Raw genomic sequence first — 20,560 nt, forward strand, 5'->3', positions numbered from 1 at the left:
ATAAGGATACATATTTCCTTTGACACCATAATGTCAATATAGGTACATGGTGACAAATGCAAAGACCTCAGCGAAGCCCGGCTGGAACAGCCTTGACCGACCTCATTCTGGATCTCTTCCGGCTCAACAACCGGATGATCAACGCGGGCGACAAGCTCGTCGAGGGGCTCGGTCTGACGAGCGCCCGATGGCATGTCCTCGGCACTGTGGCCACGGCAGATCGGCCGCAGCCAGTCGCGTGGCTGGCGCGCGACATGGGGGCCAACCGCCAGAACGTCCAGCGCATCGTCAACGATCTGGACAAGGAAGGGCTTCTGGCGTTCCAGCCCAATCCGCATCACCGGCGGGCACAGCTCGTCGTGCTGACGGACAAGGGAAAACAGGCATATGAAACCGCCATGCACCTGCAGGCGCCGTGGGTCGATATGCTCTCCGAAGGGCTTCAGGTCGAGGATCTCAAAACCACGCACGCCGTCATGAAGGCGCTGCGCAGCAAACTGGAAGGAAATGGAGATGTTGAAGAGCAGGCCTGATCGCTATGGCGCAATAGCGATCTCGATCCACTGGCTGAGCGCGGTTCTGATCCTGGCGCTGCTCGGCTCCGGCTTCCGGGCCGCCAACGCCGTGGACGCGGCGACCAAGGCTGGGCTGCTGCGCTTCCACATTCCGGTGGCGGTCATCGTCCTGCTTCTCACGGCTCTTCGCCTTGTCTGGTGGTGGCGTTTTGATCGCAAGCCTGCGCCGGTTAAGGCATCGCCTCGCTGGCAGGCGCGCCTCGCGCGCTTTGTCCACGTCGCCTTTTACGTCTTCATTCTCGGCATGGTCGCCAGCGGCATCGGGATGATGATCCTCAGCGGTGCCGCCCCCGCCGTCTTCGGGACACCCGGCGCCATGCTGCCTGATTTCACTGCCTATCCGCCGCGTGGCCCGCATGGGTTAGGCGCCTTGCTGCTTGTCGGCCTGCTGGTCTTCCATGCCGGCGCTGCGCTCTTTCACCAACTCGTCCGCGGCGATCACCTGCTGCGGCGGATGTGGTATGGCGGCTGAGGTCGGCTGACGAGGCGGCGAGGGTGTCTGAACCGAGAGCCGCTACGAGGAAGGCAGACACGATAAAACGTCTCGGCGCGATGCGTGCCGAGACGCTTGTCAAACGATGTTGCCGTCTGCGATGACGCTGGAGCCCGTGCCTATAGCGGCAACTGCTTGCCGGCCTGTTCGCTGACCATGTATTCGGCGTACCAGTCCGGCCAGCCTTCGTCGTGCTTGCCGCCGTTTCGCTTCTCGTGTTCGCCGTGGGCGGTTGCCGCGCGGCGCAGTGCTGCCGCAAGCTCGGTGGAAGTCGTGAATTTCGTTTCGTCGGCGTCGATGCGTCCGGGCAGCCGCGTGGTGACTTCCTGGAACAGCCAGCCGTTGCCGTCCGGATCCTTGAACGAGGCGAAGGAGCGGTAGCTGCGATGTTCGGGATCGCGGCCGGCGATGCGCAGCCGCCCGAACAGATAGGGCTCGTCCCTGCCGGCATAGACGCCGGCAGCGTCATGAAACACGTCGCTGACCTCGACGCCGCGGGCGATCAGATCGCGACGGGCAGCCTCGATATCGGAGACGACCAGGTAGAGTCCCTGGGCGGAACCCGGGGCTGCGGCAGTGACATTCTTGCCGAAGATGATCGCGCAGCCGGAGCCGGGCGGGGTAAACTGGATCACACGGAAATCGGCGTCATTTGCAAAGTCGGCGTCGAGCCGCCAACCCAAGCCGTCGTAAAAACGTTTGGCGCGGTCGACATCGGAAACGGGGATGACGACCACCTCGAGCTTGGTGTCGACAGGCTGTGATTTTGGGGTTTGCATGGGGGTTTCGCTGCGCAGTGCATTGCTCATCTTCAGCTCCATGGGGTTTGGGATGCGTTAAGAATGGCGATACATGTCAGCGGTCAGTGGACCACAGCGCGGTCGGGCCGTCGAATCAATTATTCTGTCGGATTTGGCCGGTATTGGCGGATTCCGCTGCGACACAAGGCCTGTTGCTCCGATCCGCGGACGTGTCGTTCCCCACCCTTGGGCGTGTCGTTCCCCACCCTTGGGCGTGTCGTTTCCGACCCGCGGGGTGGCAAGGTCAGTCGATCCAGTGAGGCGGCGGGTTAGTTCCCGCCGTCTTCGCTCTTGTGTTGCGGCTCATCGAGCCGCGTTCGGGAAGATGGATCCTACTACGCGGCGAGAGCGGCGCGGGTTTTGCCGATCGTCAGGGCTGCCTTTGCTGCCTCGCGCCCTTTTTCGATGAAGTGCGCACGGTAGATCTGCTTGTGGTGTTCGGTTTCCTGATACTGATGCGGCGTCAGCGAAACCGACAGCACCGGCACGCCGGTATCCATGCCGGCGCGCATCAGCCCATCGACGACGGCCTGCGCGACGAATTCGTGGCGGTAAATGCCGCCGTCGACGACGAAGGCGGCGGCAATGACGGCGCCATAACGCCCGGTTGCGGCGAGATCGCGCGACAGCAGCGGCATCTCGAATGCGCCGGGAACATCGAACACATCGACCTGCTCGGGCGGAACGAGCTGATAGAAGCCATCAAGGGCGCGGTCGACGATGTCGGCGTGCCAGCTCGCTTTGACGAAGGCGTAGCGGGTGGGTGTCATGGTAATCTCCTTTGGCGAACAGACACATCACCCAAGGCGATCACGAACGTTCCCGACAGCCGCAAGGGCGGCAGGAACGCACGTTCTCTTTCATCCGGACTATGACCGTCGGCTCAGGCATCTCACCTGATCTGCTGACCCTTCCTTAAGAAGGCGCTCGCGGGCTCGCAATCGAAACTGCATACCGCCGGTAGGGACTTTCACCCCGCCCTGAGAACGGCGGCGACAATAGGGGGAAGGCGGCGGGCTGGCAATAGGTCGGAAATGCTTTCGTGATCGATGAATCTGTCGATGCGGATCAAGGCTCGCAAAGTGGCGGTTTCGTTTCTCCGTCGATGGCGAACAGCCGATGCCTCTTGCTGAGGATGGGCTTGCCCCTACATGCTCGGGTGAGGACATCCACGTCGGAACAACATAACGGAACAGGATACGCCGTCTTCGCCCGAGGCGGGGCAGGCGACAGCCACCATGGGAGGGAGTGATGCCAGAATCTTTCGTCGTTCACCGCGAGGCGCATATCGCGGCGCCGCCGGCTGCGGTGTTTGCGCTGATGACCGATCCGGAGAAGATCCTGCGCTGGATGGGAACGGAAGCGCAGGTAGAGCCGCAACCGGGCGGGCTCTATCTCGTCAATGTCACCGGCGCCCGCTTTGCGCGCGGCTCGTTTCGCGAGGTGGTGCCGGTTCATCGCCTTGCCTACAGTTTCGGCTGGGACGGCAGCGAAGTGGTACCGCCGGGATCGAGCCTGGTCGAGATCGACCTGATCGAGCAGGGCGGCGGAACGCTGCTGCGGCTCACCCATAGCGGCCTGCCCAGCGCCGATCAATGCGCCGGCCATGCGGAAGGCTGGGCCCATTATCTCGGGCGGCTGACCGAGGTCGCCGCCGGGCGTGATCCGGGTCCCGATCCTTTTTACGGCAGGACATGAACGGTTTTGCGCCGGCAGCAGGGTGCCCGGAAGCGTTTGCCGCAGCGGGGAATACTGCCGGCCGGCGCTGCGATCGGCTGTCCGAAAGCGCTTCTTTTGCTCCCGCAAACATGAACGCGCAGTTCATCTCCAGTTCAATTTGGCGCTCCTAAAGTGATTGCGGCTGGATTGAAATGGAGTTCTCGATGAAGGCACTTTCTATCGCGGCTGCCTTGCTTGCCGGCAGCCTCTCGATCGGTACAGCTGAGGCGATGCCGATTGGAACAATCAATGTGCAGAGCAATGTGACGAAGGTCGACTATGCCTGCGGTCGCGGCTGGCACCTGACCCGCTGGGGCGAATGCCGGCGAAACTGGCGCCGCCCGCCGCCAGTCGCTTTCTACGGTGGTCCGCCCCGCTGGGGCTGGGAGCGGCGTCACCGGGATTGGGATGGCCCGCGCTGGCGCCATGAGAGGCGCTGGGATCGCGACCGTCGTTGGCGGGATGATGACTAAACGTCTCGCTTAAAGCGCGTCGCGTCAAACCGGAGTCATGCGACGCGCTTTAAGTCTTTGATTTATGCATGTGGTTGTCCCAAAACCGCTGCACGCTTTTGGGCGACATGCATGAGATCGAGATGGACGAAGGCCGGAGCGATTTTCGCCCGGCCTTTTCTGATGAAACGGCTTCGCCGACGCTGACAGGCAGCGTTCTCTGGATTTGTCCGATATGGTCAAATACTGCTGACGAGCCAGTACTTGCCGTCGATCAGTTCTTCAAGCTCAACAGGATCCTTGACGCCGAATTCGAACCATTCGACGAGTTCCTTCGCCTTGCGGCTGCTCTCCTCCGCCGTCAGCTCGACCTGATATCTTTCGCACCATCGCCGGAGGATCGACGTCAGCAGCGTCATGTCATCCCCATCCAGCGGATCTTTCGGCCAGAATATCGTGCCCATCGTACCCCTCAATCACACGATGACGAACGATCCTATAATGGAATCAAAGTCGCGCAAGTTTAAAGTGTTTATTTTTTGTTTTCCACCGCGCTGGACGGTTTTCGACAGGCGATGCGGACGCCTTTTACAGGCGTCGGACTGGTCGCTGAAAAACGTCTCCGCGATCACCCCGGCGATATCCTTGCGGACGTCCACGTCGGCATGCGATGTTGAGCGATGGATCTGCCGTCTCCCCTTGCCTGGCTGGTTGACGAGGCCGGGGCCTCGCCTGGTCCCGAACGGTTTCTGGCCGAGCTCGGGCGACGGTTGCTGGCCGATGGCCTGCCGCTTTCCGGCGGGGCGCTGACGCTTTCGGTGCCGCATCCGATCATCGCGCGGCGCACCTGGCTGTGGCGGGCCGAGACCGGCGCCGTCATCGAGGCATTGGCCTTCGCCGCGGCCCCGCAAAGTGAGGCCGGGCGCGAGTGGCTCGCCGGGTTGGGGCCGGTATGGGAGGCAAGGATCGGGCCGCCGCGGGACAAACAGGCATCGGACAGCCCGCTACTCGGCTGGGCAGGGATTGCCGACGGGGCAGGGGGCGGTGCATTCGCTCCGGCCGAAGCCAGCCTGCTCTGCGAGGTCGCGCGTTTTGCCGCAGCGCCGCTCGCCGCTTTGGCGGCGCGGGAGGCGCGGGCCGCGCTGCTCGAAGCCTATCTCGGCCGGCGCAGTGCCGCCCGGGTGCAGGCCGGCGCGCTTGCCCGCGGCACCGGCGAGACCATCCGCGCGGCGCTTCTCTGCGCCGATCTGCGCGACTTCACCGCGCTCTCCGAGGTAACCGAACCTCACGTGATGATATCAGCGCTGGATGCCTGGTTCGACCGCGTCGCCGGCGCAGTGCATGCCTTCGGCGGTGAGGTGCTGAAGTTCATCGGCGACGGCGTGCTGGCGATCTTTCCGGTCACTGTTGCGTCGGGCGAAGGCGATGCAGCCCAAGGGGATCGCGAAGCCTGCGAGGCCGCCCTTCGCGCGGTCGCCGCCAGCCGGGCGGGCATGGCCCATCTCGACCAACTGCGGCAGGCGCAGGGGCTGGCGCCGCTGCCCTTCGGCGCGGCGCTGCATTTCGGCGAGATCCTGTGGGGCAATATCGGCGCGGCCGACCGGCTGGACTTCACCGCCATCGGCCCCGCCGTCAATCTGGTCAGTCGATTGGAGGGGCTGTGCAAGCCGCTCGGCCGAAGCGTGCTGATCTCGGGTGCCGTGGCAGCGAATACGACGACCGCGCTGATGCCGCTGGGAGAGCATACCTTGCGGGGCATTGCCGACCCTTGTGCGGTGTTCACGCTGCCGACGGATTGAGCCACGCGCAAGGCATCTATTATTGCAAAGAAAGCTTTGCAAAGATGTCTTTGCAATAGTAGGCTTCGCGCATGAAAAAACCGCGCCCACAGCCTGTTCAATCCGTCACCGCACCGCGCACCGTCAGTCGCGTCGTGCCGGATCCGACCGCCTTGAAGGCGCTGGCGCATCCGGTTCGGCTGCGCATGCTCGGCATGCTGCGGATCGACGGGCCTGCCACGGCGACACAGCTTGCAGCGCGGCTTGGGCTGAACAGCGGCGCGACCAGCTATCACCTGCGCCAGCTCGCCCAATACGGCTTCATCGAGGAAGCGCCGCATGCTTCGCGGCGCGACCGCTGGTGGCGCGCCAGCCACGAACTCACCTCGGTGCCGGCAAGCGAGGCCGAGGGCGAAGCGCTTGACCTCGACCTCGCCTTCAACCAGGCGGTACTCTCCCTGCAGGTCGGCCAGATGCAGCAGGCGCTGGAGGAGTATGCCGAACTGCCGGCGGAATGGCGCAAGGCGAGCGCTGCCAACGACGTCATCATCCCGATGACGGCGGAACAGGCCGAGGTCCTGACCAGGCAGCTGACCGACATCATCCTCGAAGCAATGCGGGTGGCTCCGCCTTTGGGCGAGGCGACCGCTCCGGGCATGGTGCCTTTCTCGATCATGCTACACGCCTTTCCCTATCCGGGCCGGCTCCCGCATAGCGAGGAGGATGGCGGGTCATGAGAAGGGGTGGGCCTTTCCTGGCGCTTGCCGCCGCCGAGACGCTTTCGCTTTCCGGCACACGGCTGTCGACCATCGCCATTCCCTGGTTGGTGCTGGTCGCTACGGGCAACCCGGTTCTAACGGGGCTGACGGCGATGATGGAAATGCTGCCCTATGTCGCCGCCAAGGCGCTCAGTGGGCCGCTGATCGACCGCGTCGGCACGAAGCGCATCGCTGTCGTCTGCGACGCCGCCTCGGTGGCCGTGGTGATGCTGGTGCCGCTGCTCGACCGGCTCGGGCTGCTTGGTATGCAGGTACTGCTACCGATCGTTTTTGCCATGGGTGTGCTACGCGGTCCGTCCGATGCCGCCAAGCAGGCGATGGTGCCTGATATCGCCGAATTGGCGGCCGTGCCGCTTGAGCGGGTGACCGGTGTCGTTGGCGCCATCGAGCGGCTGGCCTCCACGGTAGGTGCGGCCGGCGCCGGTGCGTTGATCAGCCTGATCGGCCCGGGCCAGGCGCTGGTCGTCAATGCCGTCACCTTCGCCGCCGCCGCGCTGATTGTGGGGGTAGGCATCCCCGGGCTGAAAAGTATGCCCAGGCTGCAACGCATGCCAAGGCTGCAATGCATGCCCGCGCCGCGAGGCACGCCCGAGACTCGGCCGGGCGGAATGTCCTCCTATCTCGGCGATCTCAGGGAAGGCTGGTGCTTTCTGCGCGGCGATGCGGTGCTCGTCAGCATCGTCATCATGGTGGCGACCACCAATCTGCTGGACCAGGCCTATGGGGCGGTGCTGCTGCCCGTCTGGACGCAGAGTTCGGGCCATGGCCCGGAATTGCTGGGGGCGATGTTTGCGGCCTTCACCGGCGCTTCGATCGCCGGCGCGGCGATTGCCGCTGCGATCGGCGAGCGGATGCCGCGCCTGATGGTCTATACGGTGGCCTTCCTGCTGACCGGATTTCCGCGTTTTCTCGTTCTTGCGCTGGACGCGCCGCTCCCCATCATCTTCCTCACCCTGGCAATCGCTGGATTTGCCTCGGGCTTCCTCAATCCGATCCTGTCGGCGGTGATCTTCGAGCGCATCCCCAAGCCGCTGATCGGCCGCGTCACCGCAATGAACGCCGCCCTTTGCTTTGCCCTCATCCCGTTCGGCGGCCTCTTCGGCGGCGCCCTGATCAGCATGATCGGCCTTGCCGCAGCGCTCTCGCTCACCGGGTTCGCCTATCTCGCCGCAACCCTCTTTCCTCTGGCGCTGAAAAGTTTCCGCGGCTTCGACAAGGCTGTCACCGAGAGCTAGCGTCATGGTCGCGTACCTGGCCCCCAAGCTCCTCGACCATCAGATCGATGAAGCGGCTGACACGCGGTTCCAGCAGGCGTTTGTCGGGATAGAGGGCGACGATTTTTGCGTCGTCGGTTTCGAGGTCGGGCAGGATCTGCCGGAGGCGACCGGCGGTAAGATCGTCGGCGACGAGAAAATCGGGAAGCAGCGCGATGCCAAGCCCCGCGAGCGCGGCGTCGCGGATCGCCTCTCCGCTGTCGAGCCTCAGGCGACTGCGGCCCTGCGCCTTGACCCAGGAGCCGCCTTCGCCGCGAAAGCGCCAGCCCTGCCTTTGATGGCGGCTGGCGAAGATCAGGCAATCGTGGGCCGCAAGGTCGTCGATATTGCGCGGTTCCCCGCGCTCAGTCAGGTAGGACGGCGACGCGCAGAGCCGCGCCTTATAGGTGGCGATCACGCGCGAGACCAGGCGGGTATCCGACGCCGTCGCGTCGATCCGGATCGCCAGATCGGAGCCTTCTTCGACGATGTCGGCCGGGCGATCGGTGAAGCTCACTTCGACCTGGATGTCGGGCCAGGCCCGAAGATATTTTTCAAGCAGGGGCAGCACGACGAGCCGCCCCAAGGCATCGGGAACGGTGAGCCTGAGAACACCTTGCGGCGTGCCGCTCTGCCCCGCCACGCTCGCCTCCGCCTCGTCGACCGATGCGAGGATCTGCAGCCCGCGCTGGTAAAACATCCGGCCTTCATCGGTCAGGCCCAGCGTTCTCGTCGTACGGTTGAGCAGGCGCGCGCCAAGCCGGTCTTCGAGGCGGATGACGGCCTTTCCTGCCGCCGAACGGGATAGGCCCATGGCCTGGCCGCCGGCGATAAAGCTTCCGGCATCGACGACTGCCATGAAGATCAGGATATCGTTCAGGTTCGTACGCGGCATCAGGTCACTCGAGCGGTTCGGCTACAGCATACCTCGGTCAGTCATGCGACAGATTCAAGGTTCGCAGCATCAACGTCCGACGCGGCAGTAAGGTCCGGGCGCTTCGCTTCTGTGTCGACGTCCGTTCGTCAATCAACCTGCCATAGCGGCCATCACACCGGATTGCCGGTCAACAACGGCCGCCGCGACCACGCTGACGGGCGTTTTTGGCCTCGCCTTTCCGCAGCAGCGCCGTCGCCTATACCGGATGATACGCCGGCAGAGCCGGGGCTGTGCCCAATGAGGCCGTCGAACCGCGCTACAGCATGTCGCCGAGACTCCAATGGTTGTTCCATCGGACGTCGATCTCGTCGTCGACATTCTGATATCTTATGTCGGTGGAGAGGCGCAGCCGTCGGCTGCAGTCCTGGTTGGTGGTCGAGGCATGGATCATGTAGGGCGAGTGGAGCATCACATCACCGGCCTCATAATCGGCGGCGAGCCAGCGAGTATCGAAGCGCTCCGCCATATCAGGGAGATCCTTCGAGACCCAGCCGCCTTCGGCCATGTGGCGGTTATAGGCGCTGATCCGCTCTTCCGGAGAAAGATCACCGCTTGCGGCCCGGAACTCGGCCTCCATCTTGATGCCCAGCGCGTGCGAGCCTTCGAGGTAGACCAGGCCACCCATCTCGGCGGGGATGTCGCCGATCGGAATCCAGGCCGTCACCAGGCGTCTGGTGCCGCCGCGGAGATAGACGAGATCATAGTGAGCCGGTGTGGCCGTTGGCGATCCCGGCTGAACGAAACGCATGATCTTGCGCTTGTGCAGATAAGAGATGCCCTGCAGGAAATCGTCCATGAAACGGGCAAGCGGCGGCTGCGCGCAGAAGCCTTCATAGGCGGCAGAGCGGACCAGCGACATCAGGCGCCGGTCCGCCAGGCTCCTGTCGAAGCCGGCGGCAGACGCGATGCCCAGCGAAAAATCGCTGCCGGGCTCGACCAGCCCGGTTTCGGCAAGCCGTTCGAAGACCCAGCGGCGAAAATCGAGGACATCGGTCCGCGGCAGAAGGCGTTTCAGCCAGACATAACCATCGTCCTGGTAGCGGCGGCGGATGGCGTCGACGCCGATGGCGGGATCGGTCGGCGCGAGCCAGCCCGTCCGCTCCGCAGGCAAGGTCTTGCCGTGGGCGGCAAGGGGAAATTCCGGCTTTCGGGCTTGCATCGTTTCGGCGGTAATTGACATTTCAGCCTTCCATCGCTTGAGTTGGCTCGCCATTCGTTAGCTGATCTGTTGGGACAACCGACATAGAGGAAAATCATAGCTGGACTTTTCGCTCACCATGAAAGACGTCGAGGCCATCTATCGGTCACCGCTCGGCGCGGCCGGCGGACTTGCGGTCACCGGCAGTGGCCGGCAGCATGCCCATCATGCGGTGAGGGATCGGAAACTGCCGAGTTTCGCCATCGTGCTGGTGGAGCGCGGGCAGGGCTGGCTGGAAACCTCCGCCAGCGGCCGCTTGAGCTTGGCGGGGCCGGCCCTCTTCTGGCTGTTTCCCAACCGCGCCCATTCCTATGGCCCCGATGAAGCAGGCTGGGACGAGCGCTGGGCGCTTTTCGAAGGGTCCTTCACGCGGGACTTCGTGCGGCTGAGGCTCATCGCCGAGCGGCACCCGGTCGTCGCTTTGCATCATCTCGATGACGTCGCGCGGCTCTTCGCCAAGCTTCATACCGATCTGCTTGACGATACCAACCTCGGACAGGCGTCGGCGGCATTGATGCTGCATCGCATCGTCATCTCAGCCGCCAGACAGGCGGCAAGTGTCGCGGGCGATCGACGACAGGAAAGGCCCGACATGGCCGCAATCGTGGAAACGCTGCGGCAGCGAGCGATGCAGCCGTTGGATCTCGCTGCCTTCGCCGCCGAGCACGGCATCTCGCCGGCCACCCTGCGCCGGCGGTTCACGCTCGAGACGGGGCTGCCTCCCAAGGCGTTTCAGCTTCGGGCGCGCATGGATCACGCCAAACAGCTACTGGCAACTACCGACGAGAAGATCGAAACGGTTGCTGCCATGATCGGCCTGGATGACCCGTTTTATTTTTCGCGTGTCTTTCACGAACGCGAGGGCTGCAGTCCTCGTGAATTCCGCACGAGATACAGGCGGGTTTGAACGTCAGCGCCAGCCGAGCGCCGGGGCAACATGGGTGAGGATCGCTTCGATGACATGGGTGTTGTAGGCGACGCCGAGCTGGTTGGGGACGGTCAGCAGCAGCGTGTCGGCTTCGGCGATTGCCTCGTCCTCGGCGAGCTGCTTGATCAGGGCGTCAGGCTCGGCAGCATAGCTGCGGCCGAAGATCGCCCGGGTCTTCTCGTCGATGAAGCCGATCTTGTCACCCTCGTCGTTGCCGTAGCCGAAATAGGCGCGGTCGCGGTCATCGACCAGCGCGAAGATGCTGCGGCTGACCGAGACGCGCGGCTGGCGTGTGTGGCCGGCTTCTTTCCAGGCCGCGCGATAGGCGCGGATCTGGTCGGCCTGCTGGACGTGGAACGGCTCTCCCGTTTCGTCGTCCTTCAGCGTCGAGCTCTGCAGGTTCATGCCGAGCTTGGCTGCCCAGACGGCAGTGGCGTTGGAACTCGCGCCCCACCAGATGCGTTCGCGCAGGCCCTCGGAATGCGGCTCGAGGCGCAGCTGGCCGGGCGGGTTCGGAAACATCGGCCGCGGATTCGGTTTGGCAAAACCTTCGCCGCGCAGCACTTCGAGGAAGACTTCGGCATGGTGCCGGGCCATGTCGGCCTCGCTCTGGCCTTCCGGCGGGGCATAGCCGAAATGGCGCCAGCCATCGATCACCTGCTCGGGCGAACCGCGGCTGATGCCGAGCTGCAGACGGCCGCCGGCAATGAGGTCGGCCGCACCGGCATCTTCGGCCATATAGAGCGGGTTCTCGTAGCGCATGTCGATGACGGCGGTGCCAATCTCGATCCGGTTGGTTCTGGCGCCGACGGCCGATAGCAGCGGGAAGGGCGCGGCCAGCTGGCGGGCGAAATGATGCACGCGAAAATACGCCCCGTCCGCCCCGAGCTCTTCGGCCGCTACGGCAAGATCGATCGACTGCAGCAGCGCGTCGCCTGCCGAGCGCGTCTGCGATTGGGGCGAGGGCGTCCAGTGCCCGAACGAGAGGAAACCGATCTTCTTCATGCCGCGCCTTTTCCGTTGCATCTCATGGTGGATGGGTCATGGCATAGTTTCGGGCCGGAAGACAATCGGAAGCGGGGGGATGTGGCGTATCACTTATCCGGCATTTGACGCGCTATCTTCCGCTATCTCTACAGAGTGTCGCGTGCCCTTTCCTCCGTCATTCCTGCGCTCGTCACAGGAATCCAGCCACGGCGCGTCTGCGCCGTGAATGACTCTCATCCAAGCAAGAAAGTCTCTCGCGCCCAGGGACCTGGGCGCGCTGGATTCCTGTGACAAGCACAGGAATGACGGAGGATGGGGTGATGTGCGCACCTTGATCAGATGTGTCTGCGCCAAGCAGAAACTCACCCGGTTGACCACTAGGGTGGATCACTACCTAGCGCTAAATCCTCGACATAAACATGTGCTACACACCACTCACCGTGGGGAGAGCCTGGAGTTTTGATGGATCAGCACAGAAGCTCCTCCTTTTCGGAAACCGACGTTGTCGCAAATTATCGGTATCGTCCACCTTACCCCGATGCCGTCTTTCGAAAGCTTCTGGCAATCGCCCCGCGGACAGGGCATCTCCTGGATATCGGCTGCGGGCCGGGAAAAATCTCCCGCCCGCTGACAGGTTCGTTTGCGACCATCACGGCCGTCGATCCTTCCGAGAATATGATCGCTCTCGGCCGGTCGCTGCCGGGTGGCAACGCGCAGAATATCCGCTGGATAGAAAGTTTTGCCGAGGACTTTCCGGTCAAAGGTGGTCCTTTCGATTTGACGGTCGCAGCGGCAAGCATCCACTGGATGGATCATAGCAGGTTGTTTCCGCATCTTTTGGCAAATGCCGCGCCAGGCCATGTCATGGCCGTGATTTCCGGAGACGACCCGTTCGAGCCTCCGTGGCAATCGGACTGGCATTCTTTCCTGGGGAAGTGGGTCCCAGAGGTTACGGGTCAGCCTTTCGATCACGACAAAAGGTCCGAGGGCGTGCGAAGCTACCAGAACTATCTCAATCTCTATGGCAGCGAACGCTTCGTATCGGAGCATCCCTTTCAGCAGAGCGTCGCGGATTTCGTCTCCTGCCAGCATTCGCGGGATACTTTCGCGCCGTCTAAACTTGGCGACCGCATCGCAAGCTTTGACGCCGAACTCTCCGACCTGCTGCGCTTCTATTCGGATGATGATCAGTTGAGTTTCGTTGTCGCTACCAGAATTGTCTGGGGTGAAATTAAGCCGATCTGAGAAGAGACTTTGCTCGGTTTGAGCGGGGTGGCTTGTTTGCTATGCAGTGTCGGCCTGCGTCCTATCATTCGAGACCATGGTGACGTAAAATCACCCACATTGTCTCTGGAAAAAATACGCCGCCCACCCGCACTTCGCCGGCGAAGGTCGGGAATCGCCGGATTCGCGAGAGTTTTTCTGGAATCATTCAAATGAAATTAAGGAGATAGTGGTTTTATCGGTTGGTATTTGGGAGATTATATGTTTCGCGCTTTTTCGTTTTTTCTGGTGCTTTTCTTTTCTTCGATAGTGTCCGCGAATGCCGCTGAGGGTGACTGGCAAGTGGCCAAGGCCAGCCAGCAGGTGAATTTCACCGTCGACAAGCGGAACTGGGTAGCGGTTCGAGCGGGAGACATCATCCCCAACACCGCCTGGATCGCGACCGGGCCGAGGGGACGCGTTCAGCTGGTGCGCGGCGTCGAAAGCATTTCGTTTCAACCCAACACCGTCGCCGGCATCTTCACCTCGAGCTTTGGCGAGAGGAAGACGGAGGTCGTCGAGCAGGCGGGTGTGCTCGATCTGGAGATCGAGAAACGCAGCAAGCCGCATACAACAGTCCAGACGCCTTTCCTGGCGGCCGTTGTGAAGGGGACGAATTTCCGCGTTTCCGTCTCGAAATCCGCGGCTGAGGTTACGGTCAACCGCGGCCTGGTGCAGGTGACCTCGTTTGCGAGCGGTCAAAGGGCGAATGTCGGGCCGGGGCAGGGCGCATCCGTCGACGGTGTGAAAGGGATGACGGTTTCGGGCGACGTTTCGACGCCTGTGGTGACCGCGGTCGCCCCGTCGGTGGCGCGAGTGCCTGCCGTCGGCGCGACGACCCTCAACGGGCAGGCGGAGACAGAGAGTTCGAAGGCATCCGGCGCATCTTCATCCGTTTCCAATAGCGTCGGCTCCGGCGACCGAGATAGCGCTTCCCACTCCTTCGGCAATGAAGGCCGCAATGGCAATCGCTACGGCGCCGATAATGGCTCCAGCAATGGCAATGAGAATGCAGCCGGCAACGATGACGGCCAAGGAAACGCTGTCGGGAATGACAGCGACAACGGCGACAACAATGGAATCGGGAGCGGCAAGGATAAGGACAAGAAAGATAAGAAAGACAAAAGCGACAAAAAGGACAAGAACAAAGGCAAGGGAAACGATGACGACTGAAGTTTCCCCGTCGGCCGGTGTGAGAGGTTTCCATCGTTGATGAAGGGCGGTCGTGGCTTTCGGCTGTCGCGCTTGCGCCCAGTCAGGCTGTTATTCATCCTGATGATGATCGGCCTGCCGCTCTCGGGGCAAATCCTGCCCTTTGTGAATTATCTCGACAATGCCCTGGTGAGCTGGCGCTTCAGCGCGGCGCCACGGGCGGCGTCCGGAAATATTGTCTATGTCGCGATCGATAAGCGCAGCCTCGATGCGGTCGGCACCTGGCCGTGGCCCCGCAGCCTCTATGCCGAGCTCATTGACAAGCTGATTGCGGTAGGCGCAGGCGACGTCTTTATCGACGTCGATTTCAGCACGCCGTCGAACTTTGCCGAGGATGGCCGGCTGGCCAAGGCTCTGACTGAAGCCGGAGGCGGCGTGATCCTGCCGGTCTTCAAGCAATATCTCGGCGCCGAGGCCGGATCGCAGACGGTGGTGACGCGGCCGATTCCGGATCTCGCCGACAATGCCTGGCTTTCCCTCGCCAATGTCGGCCTCGACGGCGACGGCACGGTCAGGCGGTTTGCACTTGGCGATACTCTCGACAATCAGCCGACGCAAAGCGTTGCCGCAGTGCTGGCGAAATTCGACAGGGCGGCAGGCTCCTATCCGATCGACTATTCGATCGCCCCGGCGAGCGTCCCGACATTCTCGCTGTCGGATGTTCTTGCCGGGAAGGTCGGTAGGCCCGATCTGGAAGGGCGTTCGGTGGTTGTCGGCGCCTATGCGAGCGAGCTGAAGGATATTTTCCCCGTCCCGGTCTATGGCGCACTGCCCGGGGCAATGCTGCATATTCTCGCTTCCGAAACGATCCTGCAGAAGCGGCTGCTCGAGGACATCGACCAGATGCCGCTGGAGCTTCTCTTTGCCGCAGCCATTATTGCGCTCGCCCTTGGCATGCGCGGCCGGCCCGCAGCCCATGCCGTCGCGTTTGCCCTTGCCATCGTCGCCGCCGGTGAAGTGACGGCCTTCCTTCTTCAGAAGGATCACGCTCTCATCCTTCACACGGTGCGGCCGTGGATCATTCTTCTTGCCGGTCTCGTGCTGTTGTTGAACGAGAAGGTCGATTTCGGCCGGTTTCTGGTCGAGCTTGCCAAGGCCGAGCAGCGCAACACGCGCCGGCTGCTCGAGAGGATCGTGGCTGACAGCGTCGACGCCGTCATCGCCTTCGACGACCAGTTCCGCATTCTGAACGAAAGCGCCTCGGCCGCGGCGATGCTGGGTTTGGAGCCACAGGCTGACAGGCGCAGAACGCTTGATGCGATGATCCCGCCCCCTCTCGTTCATCGCATCGTCAAGCTTGCTTCGGATTATATGGCGCAGCCGGGCACAATCCACGCCTGCAACGCGCGTTTTTCGCTTCAAACCGAGAGAGGGACAAAGCATCTCGAGGCCGCGATCACCATTTCGCCTGTCGAACGGCCCGGCGAATCCGGCATCGTCGCCGCGAAATCCTTCATCGGCAGCCTGATCGTCAGGGATATGACCGCCCGCCGGCGGTACGAGGACAAGCTTCAGCGTCTATCCGAATTCGACGAGTTGACCGGTCTGATGAACAGGCGCGAATTCCGCCGTCGCCTCGATCGGCTCGAGGGTGAATGCCATGTGATCGCGCTGGGGCTACACCGTTTCTCCGTCCTGAATACGGCGATGGGACGGGATGTCGGGGATGAGCTTTTGCGGGCCGTCGCCGCGCGGATGGAGGCGGAGGGTGCAATCAGCCTCGTCGGGCGGCTGGGGGGCGATGTCTTCACGGCCGTCATCCCGGCGTCCGTGGAGTGCGGTCAGGAGCGGTGTGCGCAGTTCATCCTTGATCTTTTCCGAGAGCCGTTCGCGCTTGGCGGTACGATGATCCATGTCGCCGCCCGGCTCGGGATCTGCACCAGCGCGGCGCGCAACGGTGACGCCGACATTTGGATTCAGCATGCCGAGATTGCGCTCGACGACGCCAAGCGGGTGGCTGGCAGCGGATGGCGCGCTCATGATCCGGTAACCGCCCTGCGGCAGCATCAATCGCGGTTGCTCGAGCGGCAGATGCGCGCTGCTCTCGATCGTCTCGAATTCTTCCTGTTGTATCAGCCGCAGGTGGACCTCAAGACGGGCAAATTGGTTGGCGCTGAAGCTCTTTTGCGGTGGAAGCATCCGGAGTTCGGGCTGGTTTCGCCGGCAGATTTCATTCCGGTCGCCGAAGCCAGCGGTTTCATCTGCGATCTCGGCTGCTGGGCGCTTGCCGAAGCATGCCGGGCGGCGACCGAATGGCCGGATCGACTCAATCTCGCCGTCAACGTATCGCCGATCCAGTTTTCCCGGCCGGATCTGGTTGCAGAGGTCAAGGCTGCATTGGCGACAAGCGGCCTGGCGGCCTCGCGCCTGCATCTCGAAATTACCGAATCCGCCTTTGTCGACGGCAGCGAGCAGATCATGTCGGTCATCTCGGAGCTCAGAGCGCTCGGCATTGCCGTCGCGCTCGACGATTTCGGAACCGGCTATTCGTCGCTGAGCTATATGGCCGGCTTTCCCCTCGACAAGCTCAAGATCGACCAGTCCTTCGTCAGGAAGATCGCGGACGATCCCAAGATCCTGGCGATCGTCGCGACGGTCGGCTCGCTTGCCCACGGGCTGGGGCTCAAGGTCGTGGCAGAGGGGATAGAGACCGAGACGGAATGGCAGATGCTGGCGCAGATGGGCTGTGAGGAGGGCCAGGGCTACTTCTTCGGTAAGCCGCAATCGTCCGCCGCTCTGATGACGCTTTCGCGCCAGCCGGGCTGGACGCGTGCTGCATGACCGATCTCGCCGGCCGCTTTCTTCAAGCGGAAGCAGAAGGAATTGCGGTAAGCGGCTGAGAGGGAGTCGGATTTTCTGTCGGCATCGGTGGTGCGGACTTCACCTGGCTCTCGACAGGCGTTAAGAATGCGACATGCGCTACACATTCGCCATAGGCGATATCCATGGCTGCATCGATCCGCTGAACAGGATGATCGATCGGGTCGAAACCTATGCGCCTGAAGGGACAGTCGTCTTCCTTGGCGACTATATCGATCGCGGGTTTGACAGCAAAAACGTCCTCGACCGCATCATTGCCGGCACGGCCGACCCATGGCGATGGATATGCCTGAAAGGCAATCATGAGGACATGATGGTCGCTGCCTATGCCGACAGCGGCAGCCGAGCCGTATGGCTCGGCAATGGCGGGCTCGAGACCGAAATATCCTATGGCGGCAGAGTTCCGCCCCAGCATCTGCAATGGGCGGCTGATCGTCCGCTCATGCATGTCGACCGGCATCGCATCTTCGTCCATGCCGGCGTCGATCCGGCGTTTCCGCTGGAACGGCAGAGCGAGGACGATCTTCTGTGGTTGCGGTTCCCTCCCGGTGAATCCAGCGACTATTGGGGCAAGCACCTGGTCCACGGCCATACGCCGTCACTGTCCAACCCGGTGACGACAGGAAACCGCACCAACATCGACAGCGGCTGTGTCTTCGGCGGCAAGCTTTCCTGCGCGGTCTTCGACGACGAGGTTGCCGGCGGGCCGATCGACTTTATCGAGGTGAGGGCATGAACTTGCAGCGCGGAGCAAGGAATCCTTTCCGCTCCGCCGCGCTCCGTCAGCAGAAGTTTGGCGAGAGCGCTACCCCATCTCTCTTTTCCATGGGGTGCGGCAGAATCCTCACTTCCGGCCCTGCCGGCCGGCGACGAGCCGCAGCCAGGGCGTTAGATGGAAACCGCCCATCAGCAGGTACATCGGCACCATTCCCCCGATCGGGAAGGCATCAGGCGTTGTCATACACATCATGTCGGTGCTGCCGGTTGCTGCCGTCAGCAGCGCCATGATCGCGAATGTTGGGGCGGCGGCGAATGCCAGCCAGTCGGCGGCGTGGGCGGCGAGCCGGCCGCCGGCGCTAGCCACACTGCTGCTCGGCTTATCAGTTGATCCGACTGCGGCGGCGGCCAGCGAGAGCCATTCGGCGTTGCCGTCGCCTCTCTCCGGGGTGGGGGTGGAAAGCAGCATCGCAGTCACTCCTTGCCGTAGCGGTCGTGATGGCGCCACCAGATGCCGGTTTCGTTGCGGCCCTTGGGGGCGCGGTCGAGCCATTGGTACATGCCCCAGAGCCCATCCAGCCCGCGGGCATAGCTGGAATAGCTGTGGTAGACCGTGCCATCGATGAGCTCGAAGGCGCTGACGCCCGGCCGGTCGCGGGTGTAGGTCGCGACATCGGTGCCGGTTATGGCGGCGATCTGAGCGACCGGGCCCTCGCTGCCGGGCGACTGCCATTCTTGCACGGTCTTGCCGGCGAGCGGTTCGGGAGCGGGGAGCTCGCGGCGGTAGTTGTATTCTATGCCGCCCTGGTGCTGCTGCTCGGCAGAGAACCAGACGCTGAAATCGCCGTTGAAATCGCTGCCGAAGGAGGAGGCCCAGGGAAAACTCCAGTCCATGCGTTGCTTGAAGGCCTGAAGTTTGGGCAGTCGCGCACGCGAAACCACCCAGAAGGCGACGTCGTGGTTTTCGAGGTGGACGAAGAAACCGTTGAAACCGTCGGCGATCGAGGAGCAGGAGGGGCATCCCGCGCTATAATCGGGCCCGAACATGAAGTGATAGACGAGAAGCTGCGAGCGGCCGCCGAAGAGGTCCTTCAGTGAGACGTTGCCGTCGTCCGTATCGAAGCGGTATTCCTTATCGATTCTCACACGCGGCAATTGCTGGCGCTTGAGCGCCAGCGCGTCGCTCTGCCGGGTCAGCGCCTTTTCCTCTTCGAGCAGGTCGAGCCTTGCCGTCAGCCATTGCTGCCGTGTTGCGTTCAGCTGTGTCGTCATGGGTCTTCTCCTTTGCCTGTCTGTCGTCGTAGCATCCGGCGCGAATTGGTTGCCGGGTCCTGAACAGATTACGGCTGGGCCGGGGAATGGCGGGAGTGACAAGTGTGACGGGATTTGAATGGACTCGCTGATCACAGCCGCGGCGCAGGCGCTGGCATCGGGTGATGCGCTCGGCGCGCTGAAGCGGGTGGCGTTGCGTGACGACGCGCCGGCGCTGGCGCTGCGCGGCATCGCGATGGCGCAGCTCGGCGATCTCGTCCGCGCCAAGGCGCTGCTGAAGAGTGCTGCGCGCGCCTTCGGCCCGCGGGAGGCGGTGGCGCGGGCGCGTTGCGTGGTTGCCGAGGCCGAGATCGCGCTCGTCTCGCGCGATCTTCTCTGGCCGCCGAAGGCGCTGGAAGCGGCGCGCAAAGTGCTGGAAGCGCATGGCGACAGGGTCAATGCCGCGCATGCGGGCAATGTCGCCATTCGCAGGCTGGTGCTGATCGGGCGTCTCGACGAGGCCGAACGCGCGCTTGCAGCACTCGATCCGACGCCGCTGCCGCCGGCCCTGCGGACTGCCCACGAGCTGGTGGCCGCCGGCATCGCCGTCCGGCGCCTGCAGACGCAGGCGGCGCGTGCGGCGCTCGCCCGGGCAAGGCTTGCGGCGCGTGCGGCCGATATTCAGGCTTTGACGGCGGAGGTCGAAACTGCGGCCCTCGTGCTCGACACGCCAGCGGCGCGGCTGATGTCGCGCGGCCAGGAGCGCTTGCTGCTGCTCGGCGAGGTGGAAGCGCTGCTCGGTTCGGGCACGCTCGTCGTCGATGCCTGCCGCCATGTGGTGTGGAATGCGGGCGCCGCCGTCTCGCTGGCGACGCGGCCGGTGCTGTTTGCGCTTGCCCGTACGCTGGCCGAAGCCTGGCCGGGCGATGTGACACGGGGAACGCTCATCGCGCGCGCCTTCCGCGGCAAACACGCCGATGAATCGCATCGCGCCAGGCTGCGGGTCGAGATTGGCCGGCTGCGGGCCGAACTGCGAGGACTGGCGGAGGTGTCAGCGACGAAGCGCGGCTTTGCGCTTTCGCCGCGTGGCGCCCGGGATATCGCGGTGCTGGCGCCGCTCGTCGAAGGTCAGCATGGGGCAGTGCTCGCATTCCTCTCCGATGGCGAGGCTTGGTCGAGCTCGGCCTTGGCGATCGCGCTCGCCGCCAGCCCCCGCACCGTGCAGCGGGCACTGGATTCCCTTGCGGGCGAAGGCAAGGTGCAATCGCTGGGGCGCGGGCGGGCGCGGCGCTGGATGAGCCCGCCGCTGCCGGGTTTCCCGACGATCTTGTTACTCCCCGGACCGCTGCCCAGCGATTAGTGTGGGCTGACTGATTGTGATGCCCGAACCATAGGGAT

General features: G+C 63.3%; 21 protein-coding genes and 1 riboswitch. Of the genes, 13 read left to right on the forward strand and 8 right to left on the reverse strand.

Features of this window, described 5'->3' with window-relative positions; translation table 11 throughout:
* Positions 1-56 precede the first annotated feature (56 nt).
* Together EEQ99_RS08865 and EEQ99_RS08870 are read left to right on the forward strand one after the other, a co-directional pair.
* Complete coding sequence (locus EEQ99_RS08865) at positions 57-533, forward strand: MarR family winged helix-turn-helix transcriptional regulator (protein WP_097542380.1); 477 nt, start codon at positions 57-59, stop codon at positions 531-533.
* On the forward strand, positions 514-1,047 hold the full coding sequence (locus tag EEQ99_RS08870; RefSeq protein WP_097542214.1) for a cytochrome b: 534 nt from the start codon (positions 514-516) through the stop codon (positions 1,045-1,047). Before EEQ99_RS08865 ends, EEQ99_RS08870 begins: the two co-directional genes overlap by 20 nt.
* A 140-nt stretch (positions 1,048-1,187) precedes the next feature.
* On the opposite strand, the gene EEQ99_RS08875 is transcribed toward EEQ99_RS08870, so the two are convergent.
* Together EEQ99_RS08875 and EEQ99_RS08880 are read right to left on the reverse strand one after the other, a co-directional pair.
* Positions 1,188-1,877, reverse strand: coding sequence for a VOC family protein (locus EEQ99_RS08875; protein WP_063474706.1), 690 nt, complete (start codon positions 1,875-1,877; stop codon positions 1,188-1,190).
* 326 nt (positions 1,878-2,203) lie between these two features.
* Complete coding sequence (locus EEQ99_RS08880) at positions 2,204-2,638, reverse strand: 6,7-dimethyl-8-ribityllumazine synthase (RefSeq protein WP_047610695.1); 435 nt, start codon at positions 2,636-2,638, stop codon at positions 2,204-2,206.
* 78 nt (positions 2,639-2,716) lie between these two features.
* A riboswitch (FMN riboswitch) is annotated at positions 2,717-2,860 on the reverse strand.
* 259 nt (positions 2,861-3,119) lie between these two features.
* Here EEQ99_RS08880 and EEQ99_RS08885 point away from each other — a divergent pair.
* Positions 3,120-3,566 carry an SRPBCC family protein gene (locus EEQ99_RS08885; protein WP_018242718.1) on the forward strand — a complete coding sequence of 149 codons (447 nt, stop codon included), beginning with the start codon at positions 3,120-3,122 and terminating at the stop codon, positions 3,564-3,566.
* A 185-nt stretch (positions 3,567-3,751) separates the two neighbouring features.
* Entirely contained in the window at positions 3,752-4,060 is a 309-nt protein-coding gene (locus EEQ99_RS08890) for a GCG_CRPN prefix-to-repeats domain-containing protein (protein ID WP_018485640.1), read from the forward strand.
* A gap of 218 nt (positions 4,061-4,278) precedes the next feature.
* On the opposite strand, the gene EEQ99_RS08895 is transcribed toward EEQ99_RS08890, so the two are convergent.
* Positions 4,279-4,503 (reverse strand): hypothetical protein, encoded by a 225-nt coding sequence (locus tag EEQ99_RS08895; protein WP_047610691.1) that lies wholly within the window; start codon positions 4,501-4,503, stop codon positions 4,279-4,281.
* 216 nt (positions 4,504-4,719) lie between these two features.
* Here EEQ99_RS08895 and EEQ99_RS08905 point away from each other — a divergent pair, with 216 nt between their 5' ends.
* The 3 genes from EEQ99_RS08905 (at position 4,720) to EEQ99_RS08915 (ending at position 7,831) form a co-directional block, all read left to right on the forward strand.
* On the forward strand, positions 4,720-5,838 hold the full coding sequence (locus EEQ99_RS08905; protein ID WP_047610688.1) for an adenylate/guanylate cyclase domain-containing protein: 1,119 nt from the start codon (positions 4,720-4,722) through the stop codon (positions 5,836-5,838).
* Between the two features lie 71 nt (positions 5,839-5,909).
* Complete coding sequence (locus EEQ99_RS08910; RefSeq protein ID WP_063473342.1) at positions 5,910-6,554, forward strand: winged helix-turn-helix domain-containing protein; 645 nt, start codon at positions 5,910-5,912, stop codon at positions 6,552-6,554.
* On the forward strand, positions 6,551-7,831 hold the full coding sequence (locus EEQ99_RS08915; protein WP_097542217.1) for an MFS transporter: 1,281 nt from the start codon (positions 6,551-6,553) through the stop codon (positions 7,829-7,831). Before EEQ99_RS08910 ends, EEQ99_RS08915 begins: the two co-directional genes overlap by 4 nt.
* On the opposite strand, the gene EEQ99_RS08920 is transcribed toward EEQ99_RS08915, so the two are convergent.
* Together EEQ99_RS08920 and EEQ99_RS08925 are read right to left on the reverse strand one after the other, a co-directional pair.
* A complete protein-coding gene (locus EEQ99_RS08920) occupies positions 7,818-8,744 on the reverse strand; it encodes a LysR family transcriptional regulator (RefSeq protein WP_097542218.1) in 927 nt (308 codons plus the stop codon). The two genes, EEQ99_RS08915 and EEQ99_RS08920, sit on opposite strands and share 14 nt — an antisense overlap.
* 298 nt (positions 8,745-9,042) lie before the next feature.
* Positions 9,043-9,966 carry a phytanoyl-CoA dioxygenase family protein gene (locus EEQ99_RS08925; RefSeq protein WP_097542219.1) on the reverse strand — a complete coding sequence of 308 codons (924 nt, stop codon included), beginning with the start codon at positions 9,964-9,966 and terminating at the stop codon, positions 9,043-9,045.
* 97 nt (positions 9,967-10,063) lie between these two features.
* On the opposite strand from EEQ99_RS08925, the gene EEQ99_RS08930 reads away from it, so the two are divergent.
* Entirely contained in the window at positions 10,064-10,891 is an 828-nt protein-coding gene (locus tag EEQ99_RS08930) for a helix-turn-helix transcriptional regulator (RefSeq protein WP_097542220.1), read from the forward strand.
* 3 nt (positions 10,892-10,894) lie between these two features.
* Here the strand turns inward: EEQ99_RS08930 and EEQ99_RS08935 are convergent, their stop codons facing one another.
* Complete coding sequence (locus EEQ99_RS08935) at positions 10,895-11,917, reverse strand: LLM class flavin-dependent oxidoreductase (protein WP_063473338.1); 1,023 nt, start codon at positions 11,915-11,917, stop codon at positions 10,895-10,897.
* Between the two features lie 444 nt (positions 11,918-12,361).
* Between EEQ99_RS08935 and EEQ99_RS08940 the strand changes: the two genes are divergently transcribed.
* From EEQ99_RS08940 to EEQ99_RS08955, 4 genes are all read left to right on the forward strand, one after another.
* Positions 12,362-13,144 carry a class I SAM-dependent methyltransferase gene (locus EEQ99_RS08940; RefSeq protein WP_097542221.1) on the forward strand — a complete coding sequence of 261 codons (783 nt, stop codon included), beginning with the start codon at positions 12,362-12,364 and terminating at the stop codon, positions 13,142-13,144.
* Positions 13,145-13,465: 321 nt separating this feature from the next.
* Positions 13,466-14,335, forward strand: a complete 870-nt coding sequence (locus EEQ99_RS08945) for a FecR domain-containing protein (protein WP_244604776.1) — start codon at positions 13,466-13,468, stop codon at positions 14,333-14,335.
* A 72-nt stretch (positions 14,336-14,407) separates the two neighbouring features.
* A complete protein-coding gene (locus EEQ99_RS08950) occupies positions 14,408-17,155 on the forward strand; it encodes an EAL domain-containing protein (RefSeq protein ID WP_244604777.1) in 2,748 nt (915 codons plus the stop codon).
* 133 nt (positions 17,156-17,288) lie between these two features.
* On the forward strand, positions 17,289-17,930 hold the full coding sequence (locus tag EEQ99_RS08955) for a metallophosphoesterase family protein (protein WP_063473335.1): 642 nt from the start codon (positions 17,289-17,291) through the stop codon (positions 17,928-17,930).
* Positions 17,931-18,038: 108 nt separating this feature from the next.
* Here EEQ99_RS08955 and EEQ99_RS08960 read toward each other — a convergent pair whose 3' ends face one another.
* Together EEQ99_RS08960 and EEQ99_RS08965 are read right to left on the reverse strand one after the other, a co-directional pair.
* The gene (locus EEQ99_RS08960; protein WP_047611722.1) at positions 18,039-18,380 is read right to left on the reverse strand and encodes a hypothetical protein; all 342 of its coding nucleotides are present in this window, start codon (positions 18,378-18,380) and stop codon (positions 18,039-18,041) included.
* A 5-nt stretch (positions 18,381-18,385) separates the two neighbouring features.
* Positions 18,386-19,183, reverse strand: a complete 798-nt coding sequence (locus tag EEQ99_RS08965; RefSeq protein ID WP_127430245.1) for a DUF899 domain-containing protein — start codon at positions 19,181-19,183, stop codon at positions 18,386-18,388.
* Positions 19,184-19,301: 118 nt separating this feature from the next.
* On the opposite strand from EEQ99_RS08965, the gene EEQ99_RS08970 reads away from it, so the two are divergent.
* On the forward strand, positions 19,302-20,522 hold the full coding sequence (locus EEQ99_RS08970; protein ID WP_097542226.1) for a helix-turn-helix domain-containing protein: 1,221 nt from the start codon (positions 19,302-19,304) through the stop codon (positions 20,520-20,522).
* The last annotated feature ends 38 nt before the right edge of the window (positions 20,523-20,560 follow it).

This window comes from Rhizobium anhuiense (genome assembly GCF_003985145.1).
In the GTDB taxonomy this organism is placed as follows: domain Bacteria; phylum Pseudomonadota; class Alphaproteobacteria; order Rhizobiales; family Rhizobiaceae; genus Rhizobium; species Rhizobium anhuiense.

Coding starts and splice junctions, on each gene's coding strand:
- EEQ99_RS08865 (WP_097542380.1), top strand. CDS start 57: ATGCAAAGACCTCAGCGAAGCCCGGCTGGAACAGCCTTGACCGACCTC.
- EEQ99_RS08870 (WP_097542214.1), top strand. CDS start 514: ATGTTGAAGAGCAGGCCTGATCGCTATGGCGCAATAGCGATCTCGATC.
- EEQ99_RS08875 (WP_063474706.1), bottom strand. CDS start 1,877: ATGAGCAATGCACTGCGCAGCGAAACCCCCATGCAAACCCCAAAATCA.
- EEQ99_RS08880 (WP_047610695.1), bottom strand. CDS start 2,638: ATGACACCCACCCGCTACGCCTTCGTCAAAGCGAGCTGGCACGCCGAC.
- EEQ99_RS08885 (WP_018242718.1), top strand. CDS start 3,120: ATGCCAGAATCTTTCGTCGTTCACCGCGAGGCGCATATCGCGGCGCCG.
- EEQ99_RS08890 (WP_018485640.1), top strand. CDS start 3,752: ATGAAGGCACTTTCTATCGCGGCTGCCTTGCTTGCCGGCAGCCTCTCG.
- EEQ99_RS08895 (WP_047610691.1), bottom strand. CDS start 4,503: ATGGGCACGATATTCTGGCCGAAAGATCCGCTGGATGGGGATGACATG.
- EEQ99_RS08905 (WP_047610688.1), top strand. CDS start 4,720: ATGGATCTGCCGTCTCCCCTTGCCTGGCTGGTTGACGAGGCCGGGGCC.
- EEQ99_RS08910 (WP_063473342.1), top strand. CDS start 5,910: ATGAAAAAACCGCGCCCACAGCCTGTTCAATCCGTCACCGCACCGCGC.
- EEQ99_RS08915 (WP_097542217.1), top strand. CDS start 6,551: ATGAGAAGGGGTGGGCCTTTCCTGGCGCTTGCCGCCGCCGAGACGCTT.
- EEQ99_RS08920 (WP_097542218.1), bottom strand. CDS start 8,744: ATGCCGCGTACGAACCTGAACGATATCCTGATCTTCATGGCAGTCGTC.
- EEQ99_RS08925 (WP_097542219.1), bottom strand. CDS start 9,966: ATGTCAATTACCGCCGAAACGATGCAAGCCCGAAAGCCGGAATTTCCC.
- EEQ99_RS08930 (WP_097542220.1), top strand. CDS start 10,064: ATGAAAGACGTCGAGGCCATCTATCGGTCACCGCTCGGCGCGGCCGGC.
- EEQ99_RS08935 (WP_063473338.1), bottom strand. CDS start 11,917: ATGAAGAAGATCGGTTTCCTCTCGTTCGGGCACTGGACGCCCTCGCCC.
- EEQ99_RS08940 (WP_097542221.1), top strand. CDS start 12,362: ATGGATCAGCACAGAAGCTCCTCCTTTTCGGAAACCGACGTTGTCGCA.
- EEQ99_RS08955 (WP_063473335.1), top strand. CDS start 17,289: ATGCGCTACACATTCGCCATAGGCGATATCCATGGCTGCATCGATCCG.
- EEQ99_RS08960 (WP_047611722.1), bottom strand. CDS start 18,380: ATGCTGCTTTCCACCCCCACCCCGGAGAGAGGCGACGGCAACGCCGAA.
- EEQ99_RS08965 (WP_127430245.1), bottom strand. CDS start 19,183: ATGACGACACAGCTGAACGCAACACGGCAGCAATGGCTGACGGCAAGG.
- EEQ99_RS08970 (WP_097542226.1), top strand. CDS start 19,302: ATGGACTCGCTGATCACAGCCGCGGCGCAGGCGCTGGCATCGGGTGAT.